Origin of the sequence: Pseudomonas sp. zfem005 (assembly GCF_032621735.1) — a bacterium.
Lineage (GTDB): Bacteria > Pseudomonadota > Gammaproteobacteria > Pseudomonadales > Pseudomonadaceae > Metapseudomonas > Metapseudomonas solani.
Genome location: NZ_JAVYJE010000009.1, coordinates 277,729 through 302,593 on the forward strand (window position 1 = coordinate 277,729; position 24,865 = coordinate 302,593).

Below are 24,865 nucleotides of genomic sequence, written 5' to 3' on the forward strand. Positions count from 1 at the left end.
CCTTAAGCGACTTCGAAGAGAGCGGCGGCCCCCATGCCGCCGCCGATGCACATGCTCACCACCACGTAGCGCACGCCACGGCGCTTACCCTCGATCAGCGCATGGCCGACCATACGCGCACCGGACATGCCGAACGGGTGGCCGATGGCGATGGCGCCGCCGTTGACGTTGAGGCGCTCGTCCGGGATGCCCAGCACATCGCGGCAATGCAGCACCTGGCAGGCGAAGGCCTCGTTCAGCTCCCACAGGCCGATGTGATCTACGCTCAGGCCGTGGCGCTTGAGCAGCTTGGGGATGGCGAACACCGGGCCGATGCCCATCTCGTCGGCGTCGCAGCCGGCCACCGCCAGGCCGCGATACAGGCCCAAAGGCTCCAGGCCACGGCGCGCCGCCTCCTGGGCGCTCATCAGCACCGAGGCCGAGGCGCCGTCGGAGAGCTGCGACGCGTTGCCAGCGGTGATGAAGCGCCCGGGGCCCGTCCACTGGCCGCCCGCCCACACCGGCGCCAGGGCGGCGAGGCTCTCGCGGCTGGTGTCGGCGCGGTTGCACTCGTCGCGGGTCAGCGTCACCGGCTCGTGGCGGCTCTCGCCGCTGGCCTTGTCCACCACCAGGCGCTGTGCGGCCAGGGGTGCCAGCTCGGCGTCGAACAGCCCGGCGGCCTGGGCCCGGGCGGTGCGCAGCTGGCTCTGGTAGGCGTATTCGTCCTGGGCCTCGCGGCTGATGCCGTAGCGCTCGGCGACGATCTCGGCGGTCTCGATCATCGGGATGTAGGCGCGCGGGTCGTGCAACAGCACCGCCTCGGACTGGTTGCGGTAGCTGTTCTTGTGCTTGTTCTGCACCAGGGAGATGGACTCCAGCCCACCGGCCACGGCGATGTCGATCTCGTCGCAGATGATGCCTTTCGCTGCCAGGGCGATGCTCATCAGCCCCGAGGAACACTGGCGCTCCACCGCCATGCCGGCCACGCTCGACGGCAACCCGGCGGCCATGGCGCAGAGCCGCCCGAGGTTATAGGCCTGGGTACCCTGCTGGGCGGCGGCGCCAATGATCACATCGTCCACCTCCCCTGGGGCGATGCCGGCGCGGCGCAACGCCTCGCCCACCACATGCCCGCCCATCGCCGGCGCCTCGGTGTCGTTGAACGCCCCACGGAAGGCCTTGCCGATGGGCGTGCGAGCGGTGGAAACGATTACGGCTTCTTTCATGGATAACTCCGGATTCATCAGTGCCCTGTAGGGGCGAATTCATTCGCCAAGGGCAGCGCAGCTGCCCCATCGCGGTTTGCAGGGCAGGCCTGAGGCCTGCTGGGCGAATGAATTCGCCCCAACAAAAGCGCTCACACGGCCGCGTAATACCGGCTGATGGTGTCCACCACGCAGCCCGGCCGCTCTTCGCCTTCGATCTCCACGCTCACGCGCACGGTGGCCTGCACGCCGCCTTTCACTTCCTCGGCGGCCACCAGTTCGGCGCGGCCGCGCACGCGGCTGCCCACGCGCACCACGTTGGGGAAGCGCACCCTGTCGCAGCCGTAGTTCACGCCCATGGCCACGCCTCGCACCTCCAGCAGTTGCGGCAGGAACAGGTTCACCAGCGCCAGGGTCAGGTAGCCGTGGGCGATGCAGGCGCCGAAGGGGCCGCTGGCCGCACGCACCGGGTCTACGTGGATCCACTGGTGGTCGCCCGTGGCCTCGGCGAAGCCGTCGATGCGCGCCTGGTCGAGGGTGATCCACTCGCTCTCGCCCAGTGGTTCGCCCACCCGCTGCAACAGCACAGTGGGGGTTTCGAAGATGCGGGTCATGCTCAGGCCCTCTGGCTGGAGACCGACAGCACTTCGCCGGTCAGGTAGGAGCTGTAGTCGCTGGCCAGGAACATCATCACGTTGGCCACCTCCCACACCTCGGCGGCGCGGCCGAAGGCCTCGCGGGAGGCGAGCTGGTCCAGCAGCTCCCTGGGGGCCGAGCGCTTGAGAAAGTCGTGCAGGGCGATGCTCGGGCTCACCGCGTTGATGCGGATGCCATGCTCAGCCGCCTCCACCGCCGCGCAGCGGGTCAGCGCCATCACCCCGGCCTTGGCGGCGGCGTAGTGGCTCTGCTCCTTCTGCGCGCGCCAACCGAGCACCGAGGCGTTGTTGACGATCACCCCGCCCTGGCGCTCCATCATCTTCGGCAGCATGGCGCGGGTCATGCGCATGGTGCCGGTGAGGGTCACGTCCAGCACCCGCTGCCATTCCTCATCGCTCATCTCCACCAGCAGGCGCGAGCCGCCGAGGCCGGCGTTGTTGATCAGCACATCCACGCCCGCCAGCTCGCGTTCGGCGGCCTCCACCAGCGCGCGCACCTGGGCTTCGTCGGTGACGTTGCACACCTGCGCGTGCACCTGCTCCAGGCCCGTGGCGGCGCGGATCTTTTCCCGCGCCTCCTGCAGCCGGCCCTCGTGGATGTCGCTGATCATCAGCGCGCGGCAGCCTTCCTCGGCGGCGCGCAGGGCGGCGGAATAACCGATGCCGGCACCGGCGGCGGCGGTGATCAGCACCGAGCGGCCACGCAGCAAACCGTGGCCGGGTACGTAGTTGGGGACGTTCATGCAGTGACCTCTCAGGCGCGCACGCGCGGCTCGCGGGGCATGCCCAGCGCGCGTTCGGCAATGATGTTGCGTTGGATTTCGTTGCTGCCGCCGTAGATGGAATCCGAGCGGCTGAAGAGGAACATCGACTGCAGGCGCCCCAGCTCGTAGGGCGCGCCGTCGAGCAGTTCGGCGTCGGGGCCGAGCACGTCCATGGCCAGCTTGCCCAGCGCCACGTGCCAATCAGCCCAGCACAGCTTGTAGATCATCGCCTCGCGGCGCAGCGAACCGTCCTGGGCACCGGAGAGCATGCGCAGCGAGTTGTAGCGCAGGATGCGCAACCCGCCCCAGGCCTCGGCGATACGCTGGCGCAGCAGCGGGTCGCGGGCCGCCCCGTTGGCGCGGGCGATGCGGATGATCTCTTCCAGCTCGTTGTGGAACAGCATCTGCTGGCCAAGGGTGGACACGCCGCGCTCGAAGCCCAGCAGCGCCATGGCGATCTTCCAGCCATCGCCCGGCGCACCGAGGATATTGGCCCCGTCGGTGAGCGCCTCGTCGAAGAACACCTCGTTGAATTCCGAGGTGCCGGTGAGCTGCTCGATGGGCCGCACCGTCACCTGCGCCTGGCGCATCGGCACCAGCAGGAACGACAGCCCCTGGTGGCCGACGCTGCCCGGCGTGGTGCGGGCGATCACGAAACACCATTCGGACTCGTGGGCGAGCGAGGTCCAGACCTTCTGCCCGCTGATGCGCCACTGGCCGTTCTCCAGCACGGCGCGGGTCTTCACATTGGCCAGGTCCGAGCCCGCGCTGGGCTCCGAATAGCCCTGGCACCAGAACTCGGTGCCGCTGACGATGCCCGGCAACAGGCGGCGCTTCTGCTCCTCGGTGCCGAAGGCGGCGATGGTCGGCCCGGCCAGCCCTTCGCCGATATGGCCCATGCGCCCGGGCCCGCCCGCGCGGGCGTACTCCTCGTGGAAAATCACCTGCTGGCTGATGGAAAGCCCCCGGCCGCCATGCTCCGGCGCCCAACCGACGCAGGTCCAGCGGCCCTCGGCGAGCTTACGTTCCCAGGCTTTGCGCTCCTCGGGGAAGCTGTGCTCGTCCCCCGGCCCGCCGCGAAAGCGCAGCGGCTCGAACTCGCCGCACAGGTTGTCGGCCAGCCAGGTGGCCACCTCCAGGCGGAAGGCTTCGTCCGCCTCGCTGAAACGGATCTTCATGCGATATCTCCCAGGAGGGCGGCGGCGATGCGCTCGCGGTGCCAGGCCGGCGCACCGAACAGGGCCTCGCTGGCCCGGGCGCGCTTGAAATAGAGGTGCGGGTCGTATTCCCAGGTGAAGCCGACGCCGCCATGCAGCTGGATCGACTCCGCCGCACAGTGGAAAAACGCCTCCGAGCAACGCGACTTGGCCAGGGCAGCGGCCAGCGGCAACTCGGCGGCGACCGTCGCATCGCCATTGGCGGCCAGCGCTTCCTCGGCCACGCAGGCGGCGTAATAGGCGGCGGAGCGCGCGCACTCCACCTCCAGCATCATGTCGGCGGCGCGGTGCTTGATGGCCTGGAAGCTGGCAATGGCGCGGCCGAACTGCTGGCGCTCGGCGGTGTAGGCCAGGGTCAGGTCCAGCGCCTGCTGGGCGCCGCCGGTCTGCTCTGCCGCCAGGGCCACGCAGGCCAGCTGCAGCACCTGCTCCAGCAACGCCCCACCCTGCCCCGCCGCCCCCAGGCGCGCATCGGCCGGTACATACACATGCTCGAAATCCACCTGGGCCAGCTTGCGGGTCGGGTCCAGGGTCGGCACCAGGCGGCGGCGGATGCCGGGCGTATCGGCGGGCACGGCGAACAGCTCGACGCCCTCATCGCCCCGAGCGGCCACCACCAGCAGCCCCGCCTCGTGGCCATCCAGCACCTGGCGCAAGCGCCCCTCGATCACAAAGCCCCGCCCCTCAGCGCGCACGTTCGCCTGCACCGCCTCCAGCCCCTCGCGGTTATTGCCCGCATAGGCCAGGGTCGCGGTCAGGCTGCCGTCGGCCAGCTGCGGCAACCAGCGCGCCTTCTGCGCATCACTGCCGCCCAGCAACAACGCCGGCGTGGCCAGGCAGGCCGTGGCGAAAAAGGGTGAGCAGAACAGCCGCCGGCCCATCTGCTCCAGCAGAATCGCCAGCTCGACGAACCCCAGCCCCAACCCGCCGTACTGCTCGGGAATATGAATGGCCGGCCACACCATCTCCGTACACAGGCGCTGCCACAGCGCAGGGTCATACCCCCGCTCGGAGGCCATCGCCGCACGCACGGCGGCGGAGTCGGATACATCCGCGAGAAAGCTCTCGGCGGACTCGCGGATCATCTCCTGCTCATCGCTGAACGCGAATTCCATGGGACTGCCTTGTGGTGATTACTGGGCTGGGCGGCAGTCTGGCGGGTTGTGGGGAAGGAGGAATCGTCCGGATGGACGACGGGGAGTGACATGCGTGTGATGAGGCAGCTGCAACGTGGCAATAGATACTCCCGCACTCACCTTTTGCCGTTCGCACTCCAGTGGGTTGTTCTTATCTCTCGATAGATCAGCCTGGGCTCTCGCTTCTCGGGCATCGTTCGCGCCAGGCTTAAACTCTTTATTTATTTAGAAAGGCTCAATAAATAGGAGTTTCGTAAGGGATGGCGATCCCTGACTTATCTCGCCTCTCTTCCTCGTAATAAATCGCAAGAGACGTATAAACCATTGCATACCGCACCTTTCTCATGAGCCTCAATGTTTGATTTCGCAGCTCCTTATCTGTAATTACAAGAGGGTATCCTTTTAAATTTTCCTTCCCCTCAAGCAAGGCTTGATCAGCAGCTATTTTGAGTTTTATTTTCTTTTGCTCCGCCTTCGGAACTCCACCCTTGAGCACTCTCTCACATTCCTTAATGCGAATTAAAATTTCCGCATACTTTTCGTTTTCACACTGAAGCTCAAAAGCTCTAGTAATCTTATAAAGATCATCAACAACGACCTTAAAGCCACTATGCTCCATTTTGTTCCTTATATCCGCCAGCTTCCCTGCATTTGGATCCATCCAATGATCATGCCCTTCAGCTTCATTATCATTTATTTCCCTGGACAACCAATACAAGGCCAAAAGAAAAGGATTCTCTGAGTCTAAAAATCTGTCCCTAATTACCTTCCCACTCACATACCATACATTGGAAAAATGAACTCTAGCAGTAGAGCCCGGCTCCAAATACTTATAAAGAAGCACAGCCAACTTATCAAAACAAGAATACAGCAACCTAAAGCAAATTTTAATCTGCTCGATATCACGACGATATAGACAATAATCCAGAGAATTTGTCAGAAAAAGGTCATGACTCGCATAATGAGATATCTCTTTTTTGGCGTATTTACTATCAATCGCTTCAAAATAAGTAAATCTAGCGTGCGCATACTGGTGTTTAATCTCAGAGAACCCACCGCTTAACCATAAACTTTCGGCCACACCGACCAAGGGATTAATCGAATAACGCACACTGGGAGTGCTCATCACATCGCGAGCAGCAACCGGGTCGTTAGAAATCTCGTTCAAGTCGTTTATGAAAAGGCGATTCTCTAAACACCACTGCTTATACAAACGCTCTTTCTGCGATTTTCCCACTTGCCCCTGGATGGTAGACAAGTGAGGGAAAGCCTCACAAATTTCTTCAAAATTCTCATCAAAATACTGGATAAAATCTATTAAATGCCTCGCAGCATTCATAGTGGCCAGATGGTCTTTATCGAACAAATTCTCCTTGTGTTCATAAACATATTTCAATATTGGATAAGCTTCTTTCTGAAAGTAAATTCCATGCCCCTCATCATATAGGCCGCGTGAAAACTCAAGAAGAGCCTGCCCCTTACAAAGAAACGCCACTGGGTTGTTGAAAATAGCTATAGCCCTATCATATTCAACCACAGCCTCGAGATACCGCCCCTGCCTACAAAGAGCATTAGCTAAATTTGTATACACTCGACTCCGCAAGTCACTACTAAGCGCAGAGAATCCTGGCTCATATAGGGCTTTCTTGAAAAACTTAACTTGAAGTCCAGATCTCTCACTCCAAGGAGATTTCAATCGATCAGAAAGTGCAGCGTAACCATTTCCAACGACATAGTAATTATGCGCCCGTAATTCAGAGTCACCGTACGACCGACAACCCAACAACTCTATAAATTTTTCAATTTCATCATATTTACGCGCTGCAATTAGCTCATCCATTTTTGCAGCATCTTGATCAACGCAGGTCCGTCCCATGTAAATAATAGCTCCAACGATTGAGAGACTTAGGCCAAGCCTTGAGCTTAACTTGAGAAGGCCAATTTTTGTTTGCCACCAACGATCGTTCTGGCGGACTACTGCCAGGCCCTTGCCCTCAAAGTCTCTCCTCCCTATCCTCCCCGGGCCACGGTCAATCCCGTGGCCGGGTTTGACAGCCTGAAAGCAAGAGGCGCGATTGCGCCTCAACGGTGCATGCGGAAGCGGCGAATGGCTTCTGCAGGCCCTTGCTCGCATGCAGTTTTCAACTGCAACGCTCTATGGCGGATCGCGTGGGGAGACCCTCGTGGTCTGCCGGGTCCTCTTGCCTCGGTCTGTCAACCCCGCGCGATCTGCCACCCTCGATGACAGCGCGGGTGGTGGAGTCTTCCTATCGCAAGAGGAGATTCACCATGAAAAAGGTATTCACCCCCTTCGTTTTCTATCACCACCACCAACGCCTACGCGCCGTGATGATCGACAACCAACCCTGGTTCGTCGCCCATGATTTCGCGCAGTTGATCGGCTTGGCCGATGCCCTCCCTTTGCTCCCGGCCCTGGAGCCGCACGAGCAGCAGACCCTTTCCCTCGGCTACACCGATGACTTCCACGAAGAGGTGGTGGTGATCAGTGATATCGGCGCCTACCGGGCGCTGTTCCAGTTCGGCAAGCCGAAGCACGGTGAGGTGGGTCGCTGGCTGAATGAGGTGCTGGTGCCGACGCTGCACGACTATCACCGCACGCCCGATGCGACCCCCACTCGAGAAACGCTGATCTACGAGGGCCGGCAGTTGGGCGTGGTGCGCTGGCAGGGCGAGCTGTGGGTGGCCTGGCGGGATTTGCCGCTGTTCATGGCCAGCGGCAAGGAGGTATCGGCATGAGCACGGATACGCAGCAGCAACGCCTGCACGACCTGCTGGAGCGCCTGGACTCACGGCTGAACGCGGTGCATATGATCGCGGCGATCATCCAGGACAACGCGGGCCGGCGCGAAGGTACTCCTGGCCCCTTTCTCAACGACGTCCGCGAGGGTGCGTTGATGGATGTGATGGTGGACCTGTGCCGCAGCAACCAGCAGGACTTCTGGCAACTGATGAAGATGGGCGCGCTGCCCCTCTGGACCAGCTGATCCGGGTCTGGCCCCTCTCGGAATAGGGAGGGGCCTTTGGGGCAACGGCGTTGCCCTTGGGCGATTGAAATCGCCCCTACAGACTGAGCGGGAAAACAGGGGAAGCAGCATGCAATTGCCCGCCAATACCTTGTCCGAGGCAGGACTAGAGAGATAGCATCGAGCCATCACTTGCAAGGATGCTCAAAGTGCCCGAATCACTCCGCTTCCTTCTCCTCCTCGCCTTGGCGTTCGCGGCGCTTTCGCAGCCCGCGTACGCCGGCAATACGCCTTGCTCCGGCAGCAAGGGCGGCATCGCCCGGTGCGACGGCGACCTGTTTCTCTGCAATGACGGTTCGATCAGTGGATCGAAGCGCAGTTGCCCCACCTACCTCGGCACCTCACGCACAGCGCCCAATCAGGCAACGCCCTCCCTGCGTCGATTTGCCGACTCGTCCAGTGGATGCGCATGCGGTACCAGTACGTTCTGTACCGGACCGCGTGGCGGGGTTTATTGCCTGACGCCGGGGGGGGAAGAAGAGTTATGTAAGGAAGTGACTTGATGACTGTACCAATGCAGGCATCTAGAAATAGTCATCTTATATGCCCCAACTCAGCCCTTAAATACTCAAGGAATACTTAATGATAAAAGGAAGAGACCTTTCGGACTTAAGTGAAAACGATGATGCAAGCTATATATTTGAATTAATCGTTAGCCACTTCAATGAAAACTATCTTAATGGAAAATCAAGGCACCGAATACAGCAACTATGGCAAAGACCTGATCGCCTGGCCACAGTCGAGCTATACACACTTGGTAAATGTCTAGAAAAATTTTCTGATGAGAACCTAGCTTGGTTGAAAGGGACCATTAAAAGAATCCGAAACGAGCCTGAAAAAGCACATGGCTTTTTTACGGAAATACTATATTACGGTTTTTTTGGGCTTTATAAATCAAAAATTCTGCCAGCACAAAAAAAGCAGCCGGGGTATGACTTTTCCGTTCTTTATCCGAACAATACAAGCCAGTTAATTTCCGTAAAGAATATTGACATTTCGGATTACCACAAACAGACCAACGCTAGATGCGTCCGACTTAGACGACTGTGGATAAACCACCTAAAATCGAAGAGATCTAACCTAGAACTTCATATTTCCAGCACTACCCCTTTAACAGAGAATGACTTTGATACGATTGAAAAAACAATAAAGCACCTAGGTGCCACACCAAGCTCTGCTAATGTCAAAGGAATTCAAATCCATACTCGCCCAATATTCCACAGCGTCTATGATCTAGCCCCAACACACACATCAGATATAGTTTTTGTTCAATGCCCAAGCCCAGACTCTGAAAAAAACAGATATAAAAATCGTCTAAAAGACGCAGTTGCCAATATAAAAAAACACTCAAACCCCGATAACTCCGTATCACGTATAATATTTCTACGCACACATGTAAGCGCAGATTACGAACACATCTCAGAATACGCAAAAAATATAACTGAAGACCCTAACCATGGTATTGACGCAATAATATTCTACCAACCAAGTTATGTCAGAGACCACCTCAACAACTCCCTACTTAACCATCTATTCAAAATAGAAGTCTCACACAAACTCGCGCATCAAATGAATGGAAGCGACTGGTTTAAAGTAACTCCGCCAATTGGCGCGGCATCAGTAAACCAGTCCAACACAATCATTGAGGGAGGTGATTACTCTATAACCCCCAGCGACTTTATCTTTCAAGAGGGGGATATCTATCAGCTTGCCAAGAAAGATGTAGATGGCAGCCTATATAACTACGACATGGGCTCTCCTGCACCTGGCATCAGAAAGCATGCAGTATTTTTCGTAAATGGGGGCTATAGAACTTTTGAGCTCAAATCATCCCCCAAATCAGACAACCTGCTAATCATATAATCCGTCGAAATACATAATAACCCCCCCTAACAACCAGCTACCTCAAGGACTTCAACACACCATGAATTTCGAAGAACCAACATGGAAACGATTTGAAAGTCTTGCACGTAGAATCCTCGAGGAAAATAACTTTCAAATCCAGCTCAACTCTACACGCGGAGATAAGGGCTTCGACTTCCTTGGAAGGCTAACTAATGAAAGCTGGGCAATTGAAGTTAAATATTACAGAACCGCTAGAACTCGTCCATCGCTAATCGAGTCTGCAGCCACAAGAGTCGTCGTGAATGGTTTGAGGAGCAATGTTGAAAAAGGCATGCTGGTTACATCAAGCATATTGACCTCTGAATTTCGACTCGCATTAGAGCAGAAATACAGCATAGTTTTTGTGGACCGAATTGACTTAAGAAATTTGGCATCCACGAACCCTAGCCTTCTGGATGAACTTGATGCACTACTTGAGTTAGATCCGGACTTTATAGTTGATCAACAATCAACAAGATTAGAGCTAAAAAACAGAGACAAGAAGCTTGACGAAAAGCCAACCCCGCAGATTGACTCCACAGGAACTCAGCTTTGCGAAAAGCTCAAATCAATTAAAAAGGGCAAGGCACATTGGGCACTATATGAAGCTATATGCGCGGAAATTTTAATGTACCTATTCCCCAATGACCTTAAAGGCTGGCATAAGCAAAAAAGCACTGATGGCGGGGCAAGCCGCTATGACTTCGTTTGCAGAGTTAGTCCAACCACAGAGTTCTGGAAGTTTTTAGTAGATAACTTAAATAGCCGTTATATCATTTTTGAATTCAAAAATTACTCCTCAAAGATCAAACAAGGACAAATTCTCACGACTGAAAAATATCTTCTCGAGCGCGGACTAAGAAGGGTTGCAATTATTTTCACCAGACTTGGGGCAGATAAAAATGCCATTAGCATGATGCAAGGAGCGATGCGCGAACATGGAAAATTAATTCTATCAATAGATGACAACGAAGTATGCAATATGCTTCAAATGAAAGAAGAGGGAGACGACCCAACAGATCTCTTGTTTAAGCTGGTCGATGATTTTTTACTGTCCCTACCTCGATAAGCCTTTAGCAACTGAGATCTTTGGCATTACTGCATTTATTCTATTTGCAATTAATTCAGCAATACCCACAAAACCAAAAGAAGGTTGGTTTTACATACATAGTAGGGAAGACACTTCAATCAAAAATTTCCCAAAAAGAAAAACGAGAACCACTTAAAATTAAAAAATAAGAATTCAGTGAAAGCTTTTCTAGGTTCTGTACGAAAAGTCGGTACAGGTAGAATCGCCACCATGATTGGCTGGAGGCCCACATGGCAAGGCGCTACGAACTCCCAGATGCGGGCTGGGAGTTGATCAAGGATCTGGTTGCCCCGGAACAGAAGATGGGCCGACCTCGAAGTGATGATCGGCTGGTGCTCAACGGCATCTTTTGGATCCTCTGCTCCGGAGCCGCCTGGCGTGATCTTCCGGAACGTTTCGGCCCGTGGTCGACGGTTTATCAACGGTTCCGTGACTGACGAGACGACGGCACGTTTAACCGAGTACTTGAGCGATTGCACGTCCGGTTGAATCAGGAAGGCCTGATCGACCTGGATACGTGGATGATCGACTCCACCGCGGTGCGTGCAACCCGAGCCTCTTCTGGCGCCGGGAAAAAGGGGGGCCAGAAGAACCGGTAGATCATGCATTGGGACGTAGCCGAGGCGGCCTAACCACCAAGATTCACCTGATCTGCGATGCCAACGGGATACCTCTCCGCTTCATGCTGTCACCCGGGCAGGCCAGCGACATTGGCCATGCTCAGCCACTCTTAGATCAGGTACGTATCCCCGGAAAGTCGGGACGACCTCGTAAGCGCTGCCGTTGGTTACTGGCAGACAAAGGTTACGATGCCGAGCATCTGCGCCAGTACTGCGACCGCTACCGCATGCAGCCGGTGATTCCGCAGCGCGCCATGAAGCGCAAACCCAAGCCAGGACTACCCCGACTGTTTGATCGTCCGAAATACCGGCAGCGGAACATCATCGAGCGGATGTTTGGCTGGCTAAAAGAGAACCGGAGAATTGGCACCCGTTACGACAAGCTCGCCAGGAGTTTTGCCGCAATGGTCACGCTGGCTTGCACGCTGCGATGCCTGCGGCAGTACTTTTCGTACAGAACCTAGATATCAACGTCTTCTATAAGAACTGGTTTAGTTTGAGAGCTTGCAGCCTCTGACAGCTCAGAAGAGCGGTGCCCGCCACCCTGCTCCTGGGATGAAAGACCACCACCACGGATGCGTACAAACCCCATGCTCAGACTGCTCGCCGTACTGGCCGCCACGCTTGCCCTGTCGGGATGCTCGTTTCTGGTCGAAATGATCGTATTCAACAACAGCGATGCGCGCATCCAGGTCTGCAACCTGAACTACATAGTGACGATCTGCGAAATCATCGAGCCGAAGTCATCCCTGAAAATCCTGCTGACCGGCGACAAGCCGGCCCCATCCATCACCTACAGCATCAAGGGATCGGGCGAAGAAAGAACCTACAGGTTCGTATTCGAGCCCTACCCGGCGCAGGCCTCTGAAATCTACTGCCAAGAGTTCCTCATGAAGAGGTGCGATATCCCCCTTCAATACGAACCCGACGGTTTGCTGTATTGGGCGGGAAAGGACCAGGTGCTCCCTGTTGAGCGCTTCCCCGCGCAGCCACCGGGCTTTCCGGTTTCGCCGGATTAAGTAGCGGCTGCGTGTGGGGCAACGGCGTTGCCCCTGGGCGATTGAAATCGCCCCTACAGCTGTATGCCGGGGCGGTCGGTGCGGGTGGGAGGTCCTTCGCGAATGAATTCGCTCCCACGCGGCAGCTCGCTAGCTGCCGTACACCTTCTGCGGTGGGGTGGCGTCGGCCAGCAGGCGGTCGATGACGCCGCCCAATTCTTCGGGGTTGAAGCGCGCGCCCTTGTCGAATTCCGGGCCCTTGCGCCAGCCGTCGGCGATGGAGAGCTTGCCGCCTTCCACTTCGAACAGGTGCCCGGTGACGCCCAGGGAGGCTTCGGAGCCGAGCCACACCACCAGGGGCGCGACGTTCTCGGGGGCGAAGTGGTCGAAGCCGTCTTCGGGCTTTTTCATCACCTCGGCGAACACGGTTTCGGTCATGCCGGTACGTGCGGCCGGGGCCAGGGCGTTGGCGGTGATGCCGTAGCGCGCCAGTTCGGCGGCCTGCACCAGGGTGAGGGAGGCGATGCCGCCCTTGGCGGCGGCGTAGTTGGATTGGCCGATGGAGCCCTGCAGCCCGGCGCCGGAGCTGGTGTTGATGATGCGCGCTTGCAGCCGGGCGCCGCCCTTGGCCTGTTCGCGCCAGTGCTTCACGGCGTGGCTGGCGAGGCAGAAGTGGCCCTTGAGGTGCACGGCCATCACCGCGTCCCAGTCGGCTTCGCCGAGGCTGGCGAACATGCGGTCGCGGCAGATGCCTGCGTTGTTCACCAGCACGTGCAGGTCGCCGTAGGTGTCCAGCACCTGGCGGAGGATGTCGCCGGCGGCGGCGTAGTCGGTGATGTCACCGTTGTTGGCGATGGCCTGGCCGCCCTCGGCGCGTATCTGCGCCACCACCGCTTCGGCGGCGGGCAGGTTGATGTCGTTGACCACCACCTTGGCGCCCTCGGCGGCGAAGGCCAGGGCGTAGGCGCGGCCCAGCCCGCCGCCGGCGCCGGTGATGAGGACGATGCGGTCTTGGCAGATTGGCATTTCAATTCTCCGTCGCTTGATTCATTGGGTACAGCAGGTTCTCCGGGGCACGTTCAACGCGTCGCGAGCGAAGGTCAGGTAAGGCGGCGGGGAGGTCGAAAAGCGGAGTTTACGAAGGTAAATGAGCATTTTCGGCCGCCCCGCCAACGCAGCATCACCGAGCGCAGCAGCGTTGACGCGTCCCGTCAGAGCCGTTCGATGATGGTCACGTTGGCTTGCCCACCGCCTTCGCACATGGTCTGCAGGCCGTAGCGGCCGCCGCTGCGTTCCAGCTCGTGCAGCAGGGTGCACATCAGCCGGGTGCCGGTGGCGCCCAGGGGGTGGCCGAGGGCGATGGCGCCGCCGTTGACGTTGGTGCGCTCGTGGGGGTAGCCGGTTTCCTGCAGCCAGGCCATGGCGACGGAGGCGAAGGCTTCGTTGATTTCCACCCGGTCGATGTCCTCCAGTTGCATGCCGGCGCGCTTGAGGGCGTACGCGGTGGCGGGGATGGGGGCGGTGAGCATCCACACCGGGTCGTCGGCGCGCACGCTGATGTGGTGGATGCGCGCGCGGGGCGTGAGGCCGTAGCGCTTGAGCGCGGCTTCGGAGACCACCAGCAGCGCGCTGGCGCCGTCGCAGGTCTGGCTGGAGACGGCGGCGGTGACGCGGTCGCAGCCGAACAGGAAGTCCAGTTCGGCCATCGTGTCGAGGCTGGTGTGGCGCGGGGTTTCGTCGTGCTCGACGCCGGCCAGGGGGACGATCTCGCGGGCGAAGCGGCCCTGCTCGATGGCGCGCAGGGCGCGGCGGTGGGATTCCAGGGCGTAGGCCTCTAGGGCCTGGCGCGAGAGCTCCCACTTCTCGGCGATCATCTGCGCGGAACGGAACTGGGTCGGCGGTTGCGTGCCGTAGCGCTTCACCCAGCCTGCGGAGCCGGAGAAGGGGTCGCTGAAGCCCAGGGGCTCGGCGGCGATCATGGCCGAGGAGATGGGGATCTGCGTCATGGTCTGCACGCCACCGGCGATGACCACGTCCTGGGTGCCGCTCATCACCGCCTGGGCGGCGAAATGCACGGCCTGCTGGGAGGAGCCGCACTGGCGGTCAATGGTGGTGCCGGGCACGGCCTGGTCGAGGCCGGCGGCCAGCCAGCAGGTGCGGGCGATGTCGCCGGCCAGGGGGCCGATGGTGTCGACGCAGCCAAAGATCACGTCGTCGTAGTCGGCCTCGGGAATGGGGTTGCGCGCCACCAGCTCGCGCAGCACGTGGGCGCCGAGGTCAGCGGCGTGGATGTGGCTCAGGCCGCCCTTACGCCGCCCGGTGGGGGTGCGCAGGGCATCGACTATGTAGGCTTCGGGCATGGCGGGTCTCGCTTGGGATTTTGTAGGTCTTGTGTGGCTAGAAGGTGTTGCCGGCCCCGGGCGTGATGGCGCCCGAGCACAGCGCCTCGCGCACCCGCGCCTTGTGCCAGCCACGGTCGCCCCAGACCTTGTCCAGGGCCCAGGCGCGTTTCATGAACAGCTGCAGGTCGACTTCCCAGGTGTACCCCATGGCGCCGTGGGCCTGGATGGCGTTCTTCGCCGCCAGCAGCGCGGCCTCGGCACAGGCCAGGCGGGCGTGGGAGACCTGGGCGTCCTGCCCCGGCAGGTTGTGGGCGACGGCGTAGGCGGCGCGGTAGAGCGGCGCCTTGGCGAATTCGATCTGCACCGCGACGTTGGCCATGAGGTGCTTCACCGCCTGGAAGGAGCCCACCGGCTTGCCGAACTGCTTGCGCTCGAAGCTGTAGTCCACCGCCAGGTCGACCATGCGCCGGGCCAGGCCCAGGGATTGCGCGGCGGTGCCCAGGGCGCCGCGGTTGCAGGCGCCGGCCCAGAGCGCGCGGCCCTGCTCGCCAGTGGCCACGCAGGTGGCGGCGGAAGGCTGCCAGTGCACGCGGAACAGCTGGCGGCTGGGGTCGACGGACTCGTTACGGGTGAGGTCCACCTGCTCGCGGCGCAGGGCGTGCACCTCGTCGCCATGGGGCAACAGCAGCAGGCCGGCGACGTGGGCATCGGCCACCAGCGGGTTGCCCGGCTGGCCCACGGCGAGGCGCGCCTTGCCTTCGGCGATGCGGGTGAGCCATTCGCCCTGCAGGTCGAGCTGGTCGGCGCCCAGGCCGGCGAGCAGCGGCACGCCCACCAGCATGGTGTCCACCAGCGGTTCGGGCAGGGCCGCGTAGCCGCATTCCTGGGCCAGGAGGATGAAGTCCAGCTCGTTCATGTCCAGGCCGCCGAAGCCTTCCGGCACGGTGACGGCGGTAAGGCCCAGTTCGGTGAGCTGGGCCCAGAGTTCGTCGCTGCGGCCCCCCTCCACCTGCCAGAGTTCGCGGATGCGCTCCGGCGTCACTTCGTTGGTGAGGAAGGCGCGGACGTTTTCCTCGAACAGCTGTTGGTCGTCGCTGAATGTGAAGTCCATGGCGTCCCCGTTATGCGCGCGGCATGCCGAGCATCCGCTCGGCGATGATGTTGCGTTGGATCTCGTTGGTGCCGGCGTAAATGGGCCCGGCCTGGGCGAAGAGGAAGCCGTCCAGCCAGTGGCCGACGTCCCCCGCATCCGGCGCTTCGGGCAGCAGCTCGCCGCGCAGGCCGAGGATCGACAGCGCCGTCTCGTGCATGCGCTGGTCCAGCTCGGACCAGAAGATCTTGTTGGTGGAGGATTCCGGGCCGATTTTGCCGCCCTTCACCAGCCGCGAGGCGGTCATGTAGGTGTTGAGGGTGTAGGCCTCGGCGTCGAGCCAGGCGCGCATCACCGCCTCGCCTATGGCCGGGTCCTGGTCGGCGGCCTCGCGGTTGGCCAGGTACAGCTGCACCAGCCGCCGTGCGGTTTCCTGGAAGCGCGCCGGCGAGCGCAGCATCAGCCCGCGCTCGAACCCGGCGGTGGACATCGCCACGTGCCAGCCCATGCCCTCCCCGCCCAGGACGTTATCCACAGGCACCTTCACATCGTCGAAGAAGATCTCGGCGAAGCCCGGCAGGCCGTTGAGCTGGGCGATGGGGCGGATGGTGATGCCCGGGCTGTCCAGCGGCAGGAGGATGAAGGTGAGGCCGTGGTGGCGGCTGGATTGCGGGTCGCTGCGGAACAGCCCGAACAGCCAGTCGGCCCACACGGCGCGGGTCGACCAGGTCTTCTGGCCGTTGATCACGTAATGCGCGCCCTGGCGCTCGGCGCGGCAGCGAATGGCGGCCATGTCGGAGCCGGCGTTCGGCTCGGACCAGCCCTGGGCCCAGATTTCCTCGCCCGTGGCCATCTTCGGCAGGAAGCGTTCCTGCTGCGCGGCGGTGCCGAATTCCATCAGCGTGGGGCCGAGCAGGAAGATGCCGTTCTGGTTGACCCGGGCCGGGGCGCCGACGCGGTAGTACTCCTCCTCGAAGATCAGCCATTCGATCAGGTCGCAGCCACGCCCGCCCAGGGCCTTGGGCCAGGTGACCATGCCCCAGCGGCCCTCGTTGAGCCGGGCTTCCCAGGCGCGGTGCAGGCGGAAGCCCTCTTCGCAATCGAAGGAGGGCAGCGGCTGGGCGGGCACGTTGGCCGCCAGCCAGGCGCGGGCTTCCTCGCGGAAGGCCTGTTGCGCCGGTGTGTAGGTCAGTTGCATAGGTGTCAGCCCTTGAAGTTGGCGGCGCGCTTGTCGACGAAGGCATCGCGGGATTCCTGGGAATCCAGCGAGCGGTAGGCCTGCAGGGTGAAGCCCTGTTCCCAGCGGTATTTGTCCTCGAGGTTGCCGTCCTCGATGCCGGTGAGGGCTTCCTTGGCCAGGGCGATCATGGCCGGGCTCTTGGCGGCGATCTTGGCGGCGATCTCCAGGGCCGCGTCGCGCAGCCGCTCGCGGGGCACCACGCGCTCCACGGCGCCCAGGCGGTGGGCCTCGGCGGCGTCGATCAGCTCGCCGGTGAAGTACATGTGGCGCACCTTCTGCACCGGGAACAGGCGCTGCAGGTGGGCGCCGCCGCCCATGGCGCCACGGTCCACCTCGGGCACGCCGAAGCGCGCGCACTCGGAGGCGACGAGGATGTCCGCCGCGCCACACAGGCCGATGCCGCCGCCGAGCACGAAGCCGTGCACGGCGATGACCACCGGCTTGGGGTTGCGGTGCACGGCGCGGAAGCTGTCGTAGTTGCCCTTGTTCACCGCGACTATGAGGCTGTCGTCGGCGGCCAGCTCCTTGATGTCGACCCCGGCGCAGAAGCCCCGCCCTTCGGCGCGGATGACGATGACGCGCACCTCGGGCGCCGCGCCCAGGCGCTCCAGCTCGGCGGCGATGGCGGCCCAGCCGCGGCTGTCGAAGGCATTCACCGGCGGGTGGTCGAAGACCATCTCGGCGATGCCGTTGTCGAGACTGACGTGAAACGGTGTGGTCATGGCCTTATCCCCCTCAGGACGCACGGCGGCACAGCTCGGCGAGCCGTTGCTCGGCCTGCTGCACGATGGATTCGATGAGTTCGGCGCAGCCCGGCAGGCCGTCGATGGCGGCGGCGACCTGGCCGGCGGGCAGCACGCCTTCGGCCGGCTGGCCGTCGACCATGGCCTTCTGGATCACCATCGGCGCGTTGGCGGCCATCAGCGTCTGTGCGGCGCTGAGGCCATCGTTGCCGCGCATCTTCAGGGCGCTGGCCAGCAACCCGGCGACGCTGGCACCGCTGTGGCGGCGGTAGGCCAGGGCACTGCGCAGGGCCAGCAGCAGGCGGCCGAGCCCGCCGGAGCGCTCCAGGGCGTCGAGCAGTTCGTTGCGGATCATCCGTTGCGGCATGCCGTCGATGGCGCGGCTGACGATGATCGCCGCCGGGTCGCGCACCTTCAGGTAGCGCTCCAGGGTGGCCGCCGGCACCGGGCTGTCGGCGCTCATCAGGAAGCGCGTGCCCATGGCGATGCCTTCGGCGCCCAGGGCCAGGGCCGAGACCAGGCCGCGCCCGTCCTTGAAGCCACCGGCGGCGACCACCGGCACGTCCACCGCGTCCACCACCTGGCCGAGGAGGATGGCGGTGGGCACCGAGCCGGTGTGGCCACCGCCCTCCCCGCCTTGCACGGTCACCGCGTCGGCGCCCATCTCCACGGCCTTCACCGCGTGCTTGAGGGCGCCCACCGTGGGAATGCAGACCACGCCGGCATCCTTGAGCCGGCCGATCATGGCCTTGCCCGGCGAGCGGCTGTAGCTCACCGCGCGCACGCCGTGGCGCAGCACCAGCTCGACGATCTCGCCGGCGTTGGCCTGGTACATGTGGAAGTTGACGCCGAAGGGCCGGTCGCTGAGGCGCTGGGTCTGCAGGATGGCCTCTTCCATGCGCGCCGGTTCGATGGTCGCCCCGGCGAGGAAGCCGAAGCCGCCGGCATTGCCCGTGGCGGCCACCAGCCTGGGGTCGGCGACCCAGCCCATGGCGGTCTGGATGATCGGGTAGCGGCAACCGAGCAGGTGCGTGAGGCGGGTGTCCAGGGAGATCGCCATCAGGCCTCCGACGGGTTGCGCTGGGATTGCGCCATGGCGCGGGCGTCGTAGCCGCCCAGCTTGTCGCCGCTGACCAGCTCGTTGTGGGCGTGGGCGAAGTGGTGCAGGCCGAACACCATGTCCATGGTGGCGCGCTTGCCCATCAGGTCCTCGGCGTTGTTCACCGCCTGCTTGGTCAGCTGCAGACCCAGGCGCGGCATCTGCGCGATGCGCCGGGCCACGTCCAGGGTCACGTCCAGCAGCACGTCGCGGGGCACCACCTTGTTGACCATGCCCATCTGCCAGGCACGCTCGGCGCCCATGCGCTCGCCGAGGAAAAGGAATTCCTTGGCGATGCGCGGGTTGAGTTCGTGCACATGGGCGAAGTACTCGACGCCGGGAATGCCCATGCGCACCACCGGGTCGGAGAAGAAGGCGTCGTCCGAGGCGATGATCAGGTCGCAGACCCAGGCCAGCATCAGGCCGCCGGCGATGCAGGCGCCCTGGACCATGGCGATGGTGGGCTTGGGCATGTCGCGCCAGCGCCGGCACATGCCCAGGTAGACCTCCTGCTCGCGGGCGTAGAGGAACTCGCCGCCCGGCTTGCCGACGTGGTCGTACCAGAGGCTGGCGCGCTCGAAGCTCTGGTCGACGTCGCGCCCCGGGGTGCCGATGTCGTGCCCGGCGGAGAAGTGCTTGCCGGCCCCGGCGAGGACGATGACCTTTACCGCGTCGTCGTCGCAGGCGCGGCGGAAGGCGGCGTCCAGGGCGTAGGTCATGCGCGAGTTCTGCGCGTTGTGGTACTCGGGGCGCTGCATGGTGACCAGGGCCAGCGGGCCCTGCACCTCGTAGCGCACCACCTGCTCTTCGGCCTGTTCGTGGTTCATGGGCTGCTCCGCCTAGTGGGCCGTGGCCAGGGCGCGCACGCCCGGCGGGTTGTCCTTGAGCTGGCTGGCGCGCAGGTTGTGCGGGTCCAGCTGCTGGATGAGGATCAGTTGTTCGAGGGTCGGCGCCGCCGTGGTGGGGATGCTCCCCGGCACGTGCAGCGGGAAGGAGGTGGCGTCGAGCACCTCGTCGACACTGACGCCGGGGTGCAGCGAGCGGATGCGCATCTGCCGCTCGGGGCCGTGGAAATCCAGCACGCAGAGGTCGGTGACGATCAGGCGGATGTCGATCTCGTCCAGCGACCAGCCCCGCGCCAGGCGCGCCGGGTTGTAGCCCACCGAGGCGACCACATCCACCTCGCCGTCGACGAACACGCGGCGGTTGTGGCTGGCCACCAGGAAGGAGTTGGCGTGGCTGATGGAGTTGCCGGGGAAGCCGCGCACCCCGAGCATCTGCGACTTCGGCCGGGCGTGGTCGCCGATGCAGGAGATGTTGGCCTGGCCGTAGCGGTCGATCTGCACCGGGCCCACCAGGGCGTGGCGGTGGCCGCTCCAGACGTTGTCGAAGATGCGCGAGAAGCCCATCCAGCTGTCGTAGCGAGGCTGGTAGCCGTCACGCGGGCCGAGCGGCACGGGCTCGGCGACCATGAAGGCTTCGGAGTCGGTCATCATCAGCCGGGCGTTGCTGTTGAGCATGGCCAGGGACGCGGCCAGGCGCTGCAGCACGCCGATGCCGGTGGCGAGCACCTCGCCGTCGTCGGCGAAGGCCTCGGCGGCCGCGCAGATCATCAGCTCGGCGAGGCTGTAGGGTTGTTTGGTGGCAGTCATCTCGGCCTCCTCGATGTTCGATTCAAAAAACCGGGAGTGGCAGTTGGCGGATGGCATTGAGCCCGCCGACCCGTGCGAGGTATTCGTCCTCGCCGCAGTTCACGTAGCGCTCCACGTAGTCGAGCCAGCCGTCCGGCTCGCTGGCCGAGGCGTTGTAGGCCTTGAAGTGCGCGGTATCGAAGCCGTACAGCGGCGCGCAGGACGACGGGTGCGCCCCGCCCGGCAGGTGCACCACGGCGCTGGTAAGGTTGCGTTCCCAGAACACCTGGCGGGCGCGCATCGGGTCCTGGTGGAACCAGTCGCTGTCCACCAGTTCGTCGCAGCTGACATAGGCCTTGTCGGCGGCGCGCACGAAGAGGTCATCCATGTAGTGGTCGGGCCCAGCGATCTGGCACACGCCCCGGGCGTCGGCGCGGTCGACATGGACCAGCGCGGCGTCCAGCTTCAGGGCCGGCATGGCGACCCAGTCGCGGCTGTCGTCGTAGGGCGAGGTGACCAGCTTCAACTGCGGGTTGAGGCGCAGCACGTCGGTGCCCAGGCCCACGGCGGTGGGGATGAAGGGCGCGCCCATGGCCGCGGCCTTGAGGCCGAGCAGGAGCATGCCTTCGTCGATCTCGGTCACCTCCACGGCGCCGGCCTGGCGGGCCTTGCGGAAGTAGGGTTCGAGGGGGATGAAGTCCAGCGAGACGAAGGCGTACACCAGCCGCCGCACCTTGCCGGCGGCGCAGAGCATGCCCACGTCGGCGCCGCCATAGGCGACCAGGGTGAGGTCCTTGAGGCCGGAGCGGAGAATCTCGCGCACCAGCGCCATGGGCTTGCGGCGCGGGCCCCAGCCGCCGATGCCGATGGTCATGCCGTCGCGCAGCTGGCCGACCGCGTCGGCTGCCGTCATGCGTTTGTCCATGGGGTGCTCCTTAGCCGCGGCCAACACTGAAGTCGTGGCCCCAGTGGCTGACCACGGTGCTTTCGAAGGGGGTGTGGGCTTCCCAGTCCATGACCTTGCCGCCGCAGCCGTACTCCAGGTCGAAGCCGCCGGGGGTCTGCATGTAGAAGCTGGTCATTCCGTCGTTGACGTGGCGGCCGAGGGTGGCGGAGAGCTTCACCTCATGGGCGAGCATGCGGTCGTGGGCACGGCCGACGTCGTCGAGGCTGTTGACCTCCACCATCAGGTGCACGCAGCCGGAAGGGATCGGGCATTCGAACAGCGCCAGCGAGTGGTGCCGGGCGTTGTTGCAGTGGAGGAAGTGGATGCGTTTCTCAGGCTCGGCCGGGTCGGGGGTGAAGCGCACCTTCATCAGGTCCGACAGGCCGAAGCCCATCACCCGCTCGTAGAAGTCCAGGCAGCGGTCGAAGCTCGGCGCCGGCAGCACCGCGTGGCCCATGCCCAGCGCGCTGGTGACGAAGCCGGAGACGCCGGCGGGCGATGCGAAGGGGGCGAAGTCCTGCAGCGGGCCCCAGAACAGCTCGTGGCGGTTGCCATCCGGGTCGGCGAAGCGCGCCAGCGCCTGCACCTTGCGGGCGGCGGCATCGGCGGCGCTGCCGCGTTGCACGTCCACGTCGGCAGCCTGCAGCTCGGCGATGGCCTGCTCGAACTGCGCCTTGCCGGCCACTTCCCAACCGCAGGCGCCGTAGCCATCACGGTCGGCGCGCTCCACCAGGATGCGGTAGGCGCGCTCGTCCATCTTCAGGAACAGCCGCTCGGCCGTGGCCTCCACCATCATGCCCAGCACGTCGGTGGCATAGCGGTGCCAGCGTTGCAGGTCTGTCGAGGCTACGGTGACGTACCCCAGGCCACGGATGTCCATGCGCTTCTCCTCATCGTCGTTGTCGCCGCACACGGGGCGCGGGCTCTATGGGACCGATTAAATCGGCTGCACCGGGAGGGGGCATCGTCCGATGGGACTAGCGCGAAAGGCGCATGGGGCGGGGGTTGTGGAGGCGCGTCTGTAGGATGGGTAGAGCTCCGCGAAACCCATCATGGCGCGCGCAAGGAACGCTCGGAGCATCGGGCTTGGGAATTGCGGAACCCCGTAGGTCGGGTGCAACCCGACAAGTCCGTGCACGGGAGCCACGCGGGTTTCACCCGCCCTACGGTCGCGCACGGGCATGACCGCTATGTAGGGTGGAGGTCGCTTTTTACCTCCACCAGGGCGTAGTCGAACGCGGCACAGGTGCATGCCTGGAGCTCCGCATTGATGGGTTTCGCGGAGCTCTACCCATCCTACGGCCCTACAAGCCCGCCTGGTGGAGTCGCGGAACCCCGTAGGCCGGGTGCAACCCGACAAGTCCGCACAGGAGCCACGCGGGTTTCACCCGCCCTAAAGCTGTGCGTGGGGCATGACCGCTGCGTAGGGTGGAGGTCGCTTTTTACCTCCACCAGGCGGAGTCGAGCGCGACACAGGTGCATGCCTGGAGCTCCGGATTGATGAGTTTCGCGTAGCCCGGGCTTCAGCCCGGGAGCGGAGTTGCCGGCATCCCCGGGCTGAAGCCCGGGCTACAGGTTCAGACCATCGCCCGCAATGCGTCCTTGGTGACCTTGCCGGCGGCGTTGAGGGGCATGACGGAGAGCACCCGTGCGCGGCGTGGGACCTTGTAGTTGGCCATGTGCTCGCGACACCAGGCGAGGAAGGCGTCGGTGTCGAGGCTCTGCCCGCCGGCGGGCAGGAGGAAGGCCATGGCCACCTCGCCCAGGCGCTCGTCGGGGACGCCGATCACCGCAGCCTGGGCCACGCCCGGGTAGGTGAGGATCACCTGCTCGATCTCCGCCGGGTACACATTGAAGCCGCCGGTGATGAACATGTCCTTGATGCGGTCGGTGATGCGCAGGTAGCCCTGCTCGTCGAGCACGCCGATGTCGCCGGTGTGCAGCCAGCCCTCGGCGTCGATGGCCTCGCCCGTGGCCTCGGGGTTGTTGAAGTAGCCCTTCATCAGGTTGTAGCCGCGCACCAGCAGTTCGCCCGGCTGGCCCGGCGGCACCGGGTGGCCGGCGGCGTCAACACAGCGCACCTCCACGTCGGGGAAAGCGCGACCGGAGGTGGTGGCGATCACCTCCGGCGCATCGCCAGGGCGGCAGATGGTGACGAAGCCGCAAGCCTCGGTGAGGCCATAGGCGGTGACGATGGTTTCGAAACCCAGCTCGCTGGCCATGCGCCGGACCATTTCCACCGGCACCGAGGCGGCGCCGGTGACGGCCACCCGCAGGCTGGAGAGGTCGTAACGCTCTCGGCCGGGGAAGCCGAGGATGCTCTGGTACAGGGTGGGCGGGCCGGGCAGCACGCTGACCTTTTCACGGGCGATGCGCTCGAGCATCACCGGCACGTCGAACACCTGCTGCGGCAGGATGCAGCAGCCGCCCATCAGCGCCGCCAGCCAGCCGGCCTTGTAACCGAAGCTGTGGAAGAACGGGTTGACGATCAGGTAGCGGTCGCCCGGGCGCAGGCCGACCATGGCGCTCCAGTCGCGGACGATGCGCAGGTTCTGCCCGTGGGCGCTCATCACCCCCTTGGGCTTGCCGGTGGTGCCGGAGGTGAACAGCAGGTCGGAGAGGCTCTCCCCGTCCACCTGCGCCTCGCGCCGCTCCAGCGCCGCCGCCGACACCGCCTCGCCCAGGGCCAGGAAGGCTTCCCACTCCAGGCAACCCTCCGCCGCGCCACGCAAGCACACGCGCCGGCGCAGCGCCGGCAGGTGTTCGCCCGCCAGCAGCGCCGGGTAGTCGGTGCCGAGGAATTCGCCGATGACGAACAGCAAGCTGGCGCCGCTCTCGCGCAGGATGTAGCCCGCCTCGGCGCCCTTCATCCGCGTGTTCAGCGGCACCAGCACCGCGCCCACGCTCTGCAGGGCGATGGCGGCGATGATCCATTCATGGATGTTCGGCGCCCAGATGGCCACGCGCTCGCCATGGCCCACCTCCAGCGCCAGCAGGGCACAGGCAGCGCGGCGGCGCAGCTGGTCGAGCTGCTGGTAGCTGAGGCGGGTGCCGTCGTCCTCGATGGCCGGGGCTTGGTCGTAACGAACCGCCGCAGCGGCCAGCAACTGGGGGATGGTCAAGGTGCTTTCCAGGTTGGGCATGGGCGTTTCTCGGGCGCGACGGGACAGCGGCCGGGCAC

General features: G+C 63.1%; 22 protein-coding genes and 2 pseudogenes. 7 read left to right on the forward strand and 17 right to left on the reverse strand.

Annotated elements, in window-relative coordinates; all coding sequences use genetic code 11:
• Nucleotides 1-2 precede the first annotated feature (2 nt).
• The 6 genes from RTW82_RS21345 to RTW82_RS21370 form a co-directional block, all read right to left on the reverse strand.
• Complete coding sequence (locus RTW82_RS21345; RefSeq protein ID WP_316926396.1) at nt 3-1,205, reverse strand: acetyl-CoA C-acyltransferase; 1,203 nt, start codon at nt 1,203-1,205, stop codon at nt 3-5.
• Between the two features lie 131 nt (nt 1,206-1,336).
• The gene (locus tag RTW82_RS21350) at nt 1,337-1,798 is read right to left on the reverse strand and encodes a MaoC family dehydratase (RefSeq protein ID WP_316926397.1); all 462 of its coding nucleotides are present in this window, start codon (nt 1,796-1,798) and stop codon (nt 1,337-1,339) included.
• 2 nt (nt 1,799-1,800) lie between these two features.
• Nucleotides 1,801-2,583 carry an SDR family oxidoreductase gene (locus RTW82_RS21355; RefSeq protein WP_111264712.1) on the reverse strand — a complete coding sequence of 261 codons (783 nt, stop codon included), beginning with the start codon at nt 2,581-2,583 and terminating at the stop codon, nt 1,801-1,803.
• 11 nt (nt 2,584-2,594) lie between these two features.
• Entirely contained in the window at nt 2,595-3,782 is a 1,188-nt protein-coding gene (locus tag RTW82_RS21360; RefSeq protein ID WP_316926398.1) for an acyl-CoA dehydrogenase family protein, read from the reverse strand.
• Nucleotides 3,779-4,936, reverse strand: a complete 1,158-nt coding sequence (locus RTW82_RS21365; protein WP_316926399.1) for an acyl-CoA dehydrogenase family protein — start codon at nt 4,934-4,936, stop codon at nt 3,779-3,781. Before RTW82_RS21365 ends, RTW82_RS21360 begins: the two co-directional genes overlap by 4 nt.
• A 256-nt stretch (nt 4,937-5,192) precedes the next feature.
• Complete coding sequence (locus tag RTW82_RS21370; protein ID WP_316926400.1) at nt 5,193-7,091, reverse strand: LA2681 family HEPN domain-containing protein; 1,899 nt, start codon at nt 7,089-7,091, stop codon at nt 5,193-5,195.
• Nucleotides 7,092-7,246: 155 nt separating this feature from the next.
• Here RTW82_RS21370 and RTW82_RS21375 point away from each other — a divergent pair, with 155 nt between their 5' ends.
• The 7 genes and pseudogenes from RTW82_RS21375 (at nt 7,247) to RTW82_RS21405 (ending at nt 12,614) form a co-directional block, all read left to right on the forward strand.
• Nucleotides 7,247-7,714, forward strand: a complete 468-nt coding sequence (locus RTW82_RS21375) for a Bro-N domain-containing protein (protein ID WP_316926401.1) — start codon at nt 7,247-7,249, stop codon at nt 7,712-7,714.
• The gene (locus RTW82_RS21380) at nt 7,711-7,962 is read left to right on the forward strand and encodes a hypothetical protein (RefSeq protein WP_316926402.1); all 252 of its coding nucleotides are present in this window, start codon (nt 7,711-7,713) and stop codon (nt 7,960-7,962) included. The genes RTW82_RS21375 and RTW82_RS21380 overlap by 4 nt, the downstream gene beginning before the upstream one ends.
• Nucleotides 7,963-8,141: 179 nt before the next feature.
• Nucleotides 8,142-8,499 (forward strand): annotated as a pseudogene (locus RTW82_RS21385) (hypothetical protein).
• Nucleotides 8,500-8,583: 84 nt separating this feature from the next.
• On the forward strand, nt 8,584-9,864 hold the full coding sequence (locus tag RTW82_RS21390; protein ID WP_316926404.1) for a hypothetical protein: 1,281 nt from the start codon (nt 8,584-8,586) through the stop codon (nt 9,862-9,864).
• Between the two features lie 61 nt (nt 9,865-9,925).
• The gene (locus RTW82_RS21395) at nt 9,926-10,954 is read left to right on the forward strand and encodes a restriction endonuclease (protein ID WP_316926405.1); all 1,029 of its coding nucleotides are present in this window, start codon (nt 9,926-9,928) and stop codon (nt 10,952-10,954) included.
• A 251-nt stretch (nt 10,955-11,205) separates the two neighbouring features.
• A pseudogene (locus RTW82_RS21400) lies at nt 11,206-12,059 on the forward strand (IS5 family transposase).
• A gap of 126 nt (nt 12,060-12,185) precedes the next feature.
• Entirely contained in the window at nt 12,186-12,614 is a 429-nt protein-coding gene (locus RTW82_RS21405; protein ID WP_316926406.1) for a hypothetical protein, read from the forward strand.
• 129 nt (nt 12,615-12,743) lie between these two features.
• On the opposite strand, the gene RTW82_RS21410 is transcribed toward RTW82_RS21405, so the two are convergent.
• From RTW82_RS21410 to RTW82_RS21460, 11 genes are all read right to left on the reverse strand, one after another.
• Nucleotides 12,744-13,619, reverse strand: a complete 876-nt coding sequence (locus RTW82_RS21410) for an SDR family oxidoreductase (RefSeq protein WP_316926407.1) — start codon at nt 13,617-13,619, stop codon at nt 12,744-12,746.
• A gap of 185 nt (nt 13,620-13,804) precedes the next feature.
• Nucleotides 13,805-14,953, reverse strand: coding sequence for an acetyl-CoA C-acetyltransferase (locus tag RTW82_RS21415; RefSeq protein ID WP_316926408.1), 1,149 nt, complete (start codon nt 14,951-14,953; stop codon nt 13,805-13,807).
• Nucleotides 14,954-14,990: 37 nt separating this feature from the next.
• Entirely contained in the window at nt 14,991-16,046 is a 1,056-nt protein-coding gene (locus RTW82_RS21420; protein ID WP_316926409.1) for an acyl-CoA dehydrogenase family protein, read from the reverse strand.
• A 10-nt stretch (nt 16,047-16,056) separates the two neighbouring features.
• Nucleotides 16,057-17,223 carry an acyl-CoA dehydrogenase family protein gene (locus RTW82_RS21425; RefSeq protein WP_316926410.1) on the reverse strand — a complete coding sequence of 389 codons (1,167 nt, stop codon included), beginning with the start codon at nt 17,221-17,223 and terminating at the stop codon, nt 16,057-16,059.
• Between the two features lie 5 nt (nt 17,224-17,228).
• Complete coding sequence (locus tag RTW82_RS21430; RefSeq protein WP_271660200.1) at nt 17,229-17,987, reverse strand: enoyl-CoA hydratase family protein; 759 nt, start codon at nt 17,985-17,987, stop codon at nt 17,229-17,231.
• A 13-nt stretch (nt 17,988-18,000) separates the two neighbouring features.
• A complete protein-coding gene (locus RTW82_RS21435; protein WP_316926411.1) occupies nt 18,001-19,068 on the reverse strand; it encodes a nitronate monooxygenase in 1,068 nt (355 codons plus the stop codon).
• Nucleotides 19,068-19,934 carry an enoyl-CoA hydratase gene (locus RTW82_RS21440; RefSeq protein ID WP_316926412.1) on the reverse strand — a complete coding sequence of 289 codons (867 nt, stop codon included), beginning with the start codon at nt 19,932-19,934 and terminating at the stop codon, nt 19,068-19,070. The genes RTW82_RS21435 and RTW82_RS21440 overlap by 1 nt, the downstream gene beginning before the upstream one ends.
• 12 nt (nt 19,935-19,946) lie before the next feature.
• Nucleotides 19,947-20,759 carry a CoA-transferase subunit beta gene (locus RTW82_RS21445; RefSeq protein WP_184492294.1) on the reverse strand — a complete coding sequence of 271 codons (813 nt, stop codon included), beginning with the start codon at nt 20,757-20,759 and terminating at the stop codon, nt 19,947-19,949.
• A gap of 22 nt (nt 20,760-20,781) precedes the next feature.
• Nucleotides 20,782-21,663, reverse strand: a complete 882-nt coding sequence (locus RTW82_RS21450) for a CoA transferase subunit A (protein WP_316926413.1) — start codon at nt 21,661-21,663, stop codon at nt 20,782-20,784.
• A gap of 10 nt (nt 21,664-21,673) precedes the next feature.
• The gene (locus tag RTW82_RS21455; protein WP_316926414.1) at nt 21,674-22,564 is read right to left on the reverse strand and encodes a VOC family protein; all 891 of its coding nucleotides are present in this window, start codon (nt 22,562-22,564) and stop codon (nt 21,674-21,676) included.
• A gap of 697 nt (nt 22,565-23,261) precedes the next feature.
• A complete protein-coding gene (locus tag RTW82_RS21460; RefSeq protein WP_316926415.1) occupies nt 23,262-24,827 on the reverse strand; it encodes a FadD3 family acyl-CoA ligase in 1,566 nt (521 codons plus the stop codon).
• Nucleotides 24,828-24,865: the final 38 nt, after the last annotated feature.

Coding starts and splice junctions, on each gene's coding strand:
- RTW82_RS21345 (WP_316926396.1), bottom strand. CDS start 1,205: ATGAAAGAAGCCGTAATCGTTTCCACCGCTCGCACGCCCATCGGCAAG.
- RTW82_RS21350 (WP_316926397.1), bottom strand. CDS start 1,798: ATGACCCGCATCTTCGAAACCCCCACTGTGCTGTTGCAGCGGGTGGGC.
- RTW82_RS21355 (WP_111264712.1), bottom strand. CDS start 2,583: ATGAACGTCCCCAACTACGTACCCGGCCACGGTTTGCTGCGTGGCCGC.
- RTW82_RS21360 (WP_316926398.1), bottom strand. CDS start 3,782: ATGAAGATCCGTTTCAGCGAGGCGGACGAAGCCTTCCGCCTGGAGGTG.
- RTW82_RS21365 (WP_316926399.1), bottom strand. CDS start 4,936: ATGGAATTCGCGTTCAGCGATGAGCAGGAGATGATCCGCGAGTCCGCC.
- RTW82_RS21370 (WP_316926400.1), bottom strand. CDS start 7,091: ATGCGAGCAAGGGCCTGCAGAAGCCATTCGCCGCTTCCGCATGCACCG.
- RTW82_RS21375 (WP_316926401.1), top strand. CDS start 7,247: ATGAAAAAGGTATTCACCCCCTTCGTTTTCTATCACCACCACCAACGC.
- RTW82_RS21380 (WP_316926402.1), top strand. CDS start 7,711: ATGAGCACGGATACGCAGCAGCAACGCCTGCACGACCTGCTGGAGCGC.
- RTW82_RS21390 (WP_316926404.1), top strand. CDS start 8,584: ATGATAAAAGGAAGAGACCTTTCGGACTTAAGTGAAAACGATGATGCA.
- RTW82_RS21395 (WP_316926405.1), top strand. CDS start 9,926: ATGAATTTCGAAGAACCAACATGGAAACGATTTGAAAGTCTTGCACGT.
- RTW82_RS21405 (WP_316926406.1), top strand. CDS start 12,186: ATGCTCAGACTGCTCGCCGTACTGGCCGCCACGCTTGCCCTGTCGGGA.
- RTW82_RS21410 (WP_316926407.1), bottom strand. CDS start 13,619: ATGCCAATCTGCCAAGACCGCATCGTCCTCATCACCGGCGCCGGCGGC.
- RTW82_RS21415 (WP_316926408.1), bottom strand. CDS start 14,953: ATGCCCGAAGCCTACATAGTCGATGCCCTGCGCACCCCCACCGGGCGG.
- RTW82_RS21420 (WP_316926409.1), bottom strand. CDS start 16,046: ATGGACTTCACATTCAGCGACGACCAACAGCTGTTCGAGGAAAACGTC.
- RTW82_RS21425 (WP_316926410.1), bottom strand. CDS start 17,223: ATGCAACTGACCTACACACCGGCGCAACAGGCCTTCCGCGAGGAAGCC.
- RTW82_RS21430 (WP_271660200.1), bottom strand. CDS start 17,987: ATGACCACACCGTTTCACGTCAGTCTCGACAACGGCATCGCCGAGATG.
- RTW82_RS21435 (WP_316926411.1), bottom strand. CDS start 19,068: ATGGCGATCTCCCTGGACACCCGCCTCACGCACCTGCTCGGTTGCCGC.
- RTW82_RS21440 (WP_316926412.1), bottom strand. CDS start 19,934: ATGAACCACGAACAGGCCGAAGAGCAGGTGGTGCGCTACGAGGTGCAG.
- RTW82_RS21445 (WP_184492294.1), bottom strand. CDS start 20,759: ATGACTGCCACCAAACAACCCTACAGCCTCGCCGAGCTGATGATCTGC.
- RTW82_RS21450 (WP_316926413.1), bottom strand. CDS start 21,663: ATGGACAAACGCATGACGGCAGCCGACGCGGTCGGCCAGCTGCGCGAC.
- RTW82_RS21455 (WP_316926414.1), bottom strand. CDS start 22,564: ATGGACATCCGTGGCCTGGGGTACGTCACCGTAGCCTCGACAGACCTG.
- RTW82_RS21460 (WP_316926415.1), bottom strand. CDS start 24,827: ATGCCCAACCTGGAAAGCACCTTGACCATCCCCCAGTTGCTGGCCGCT.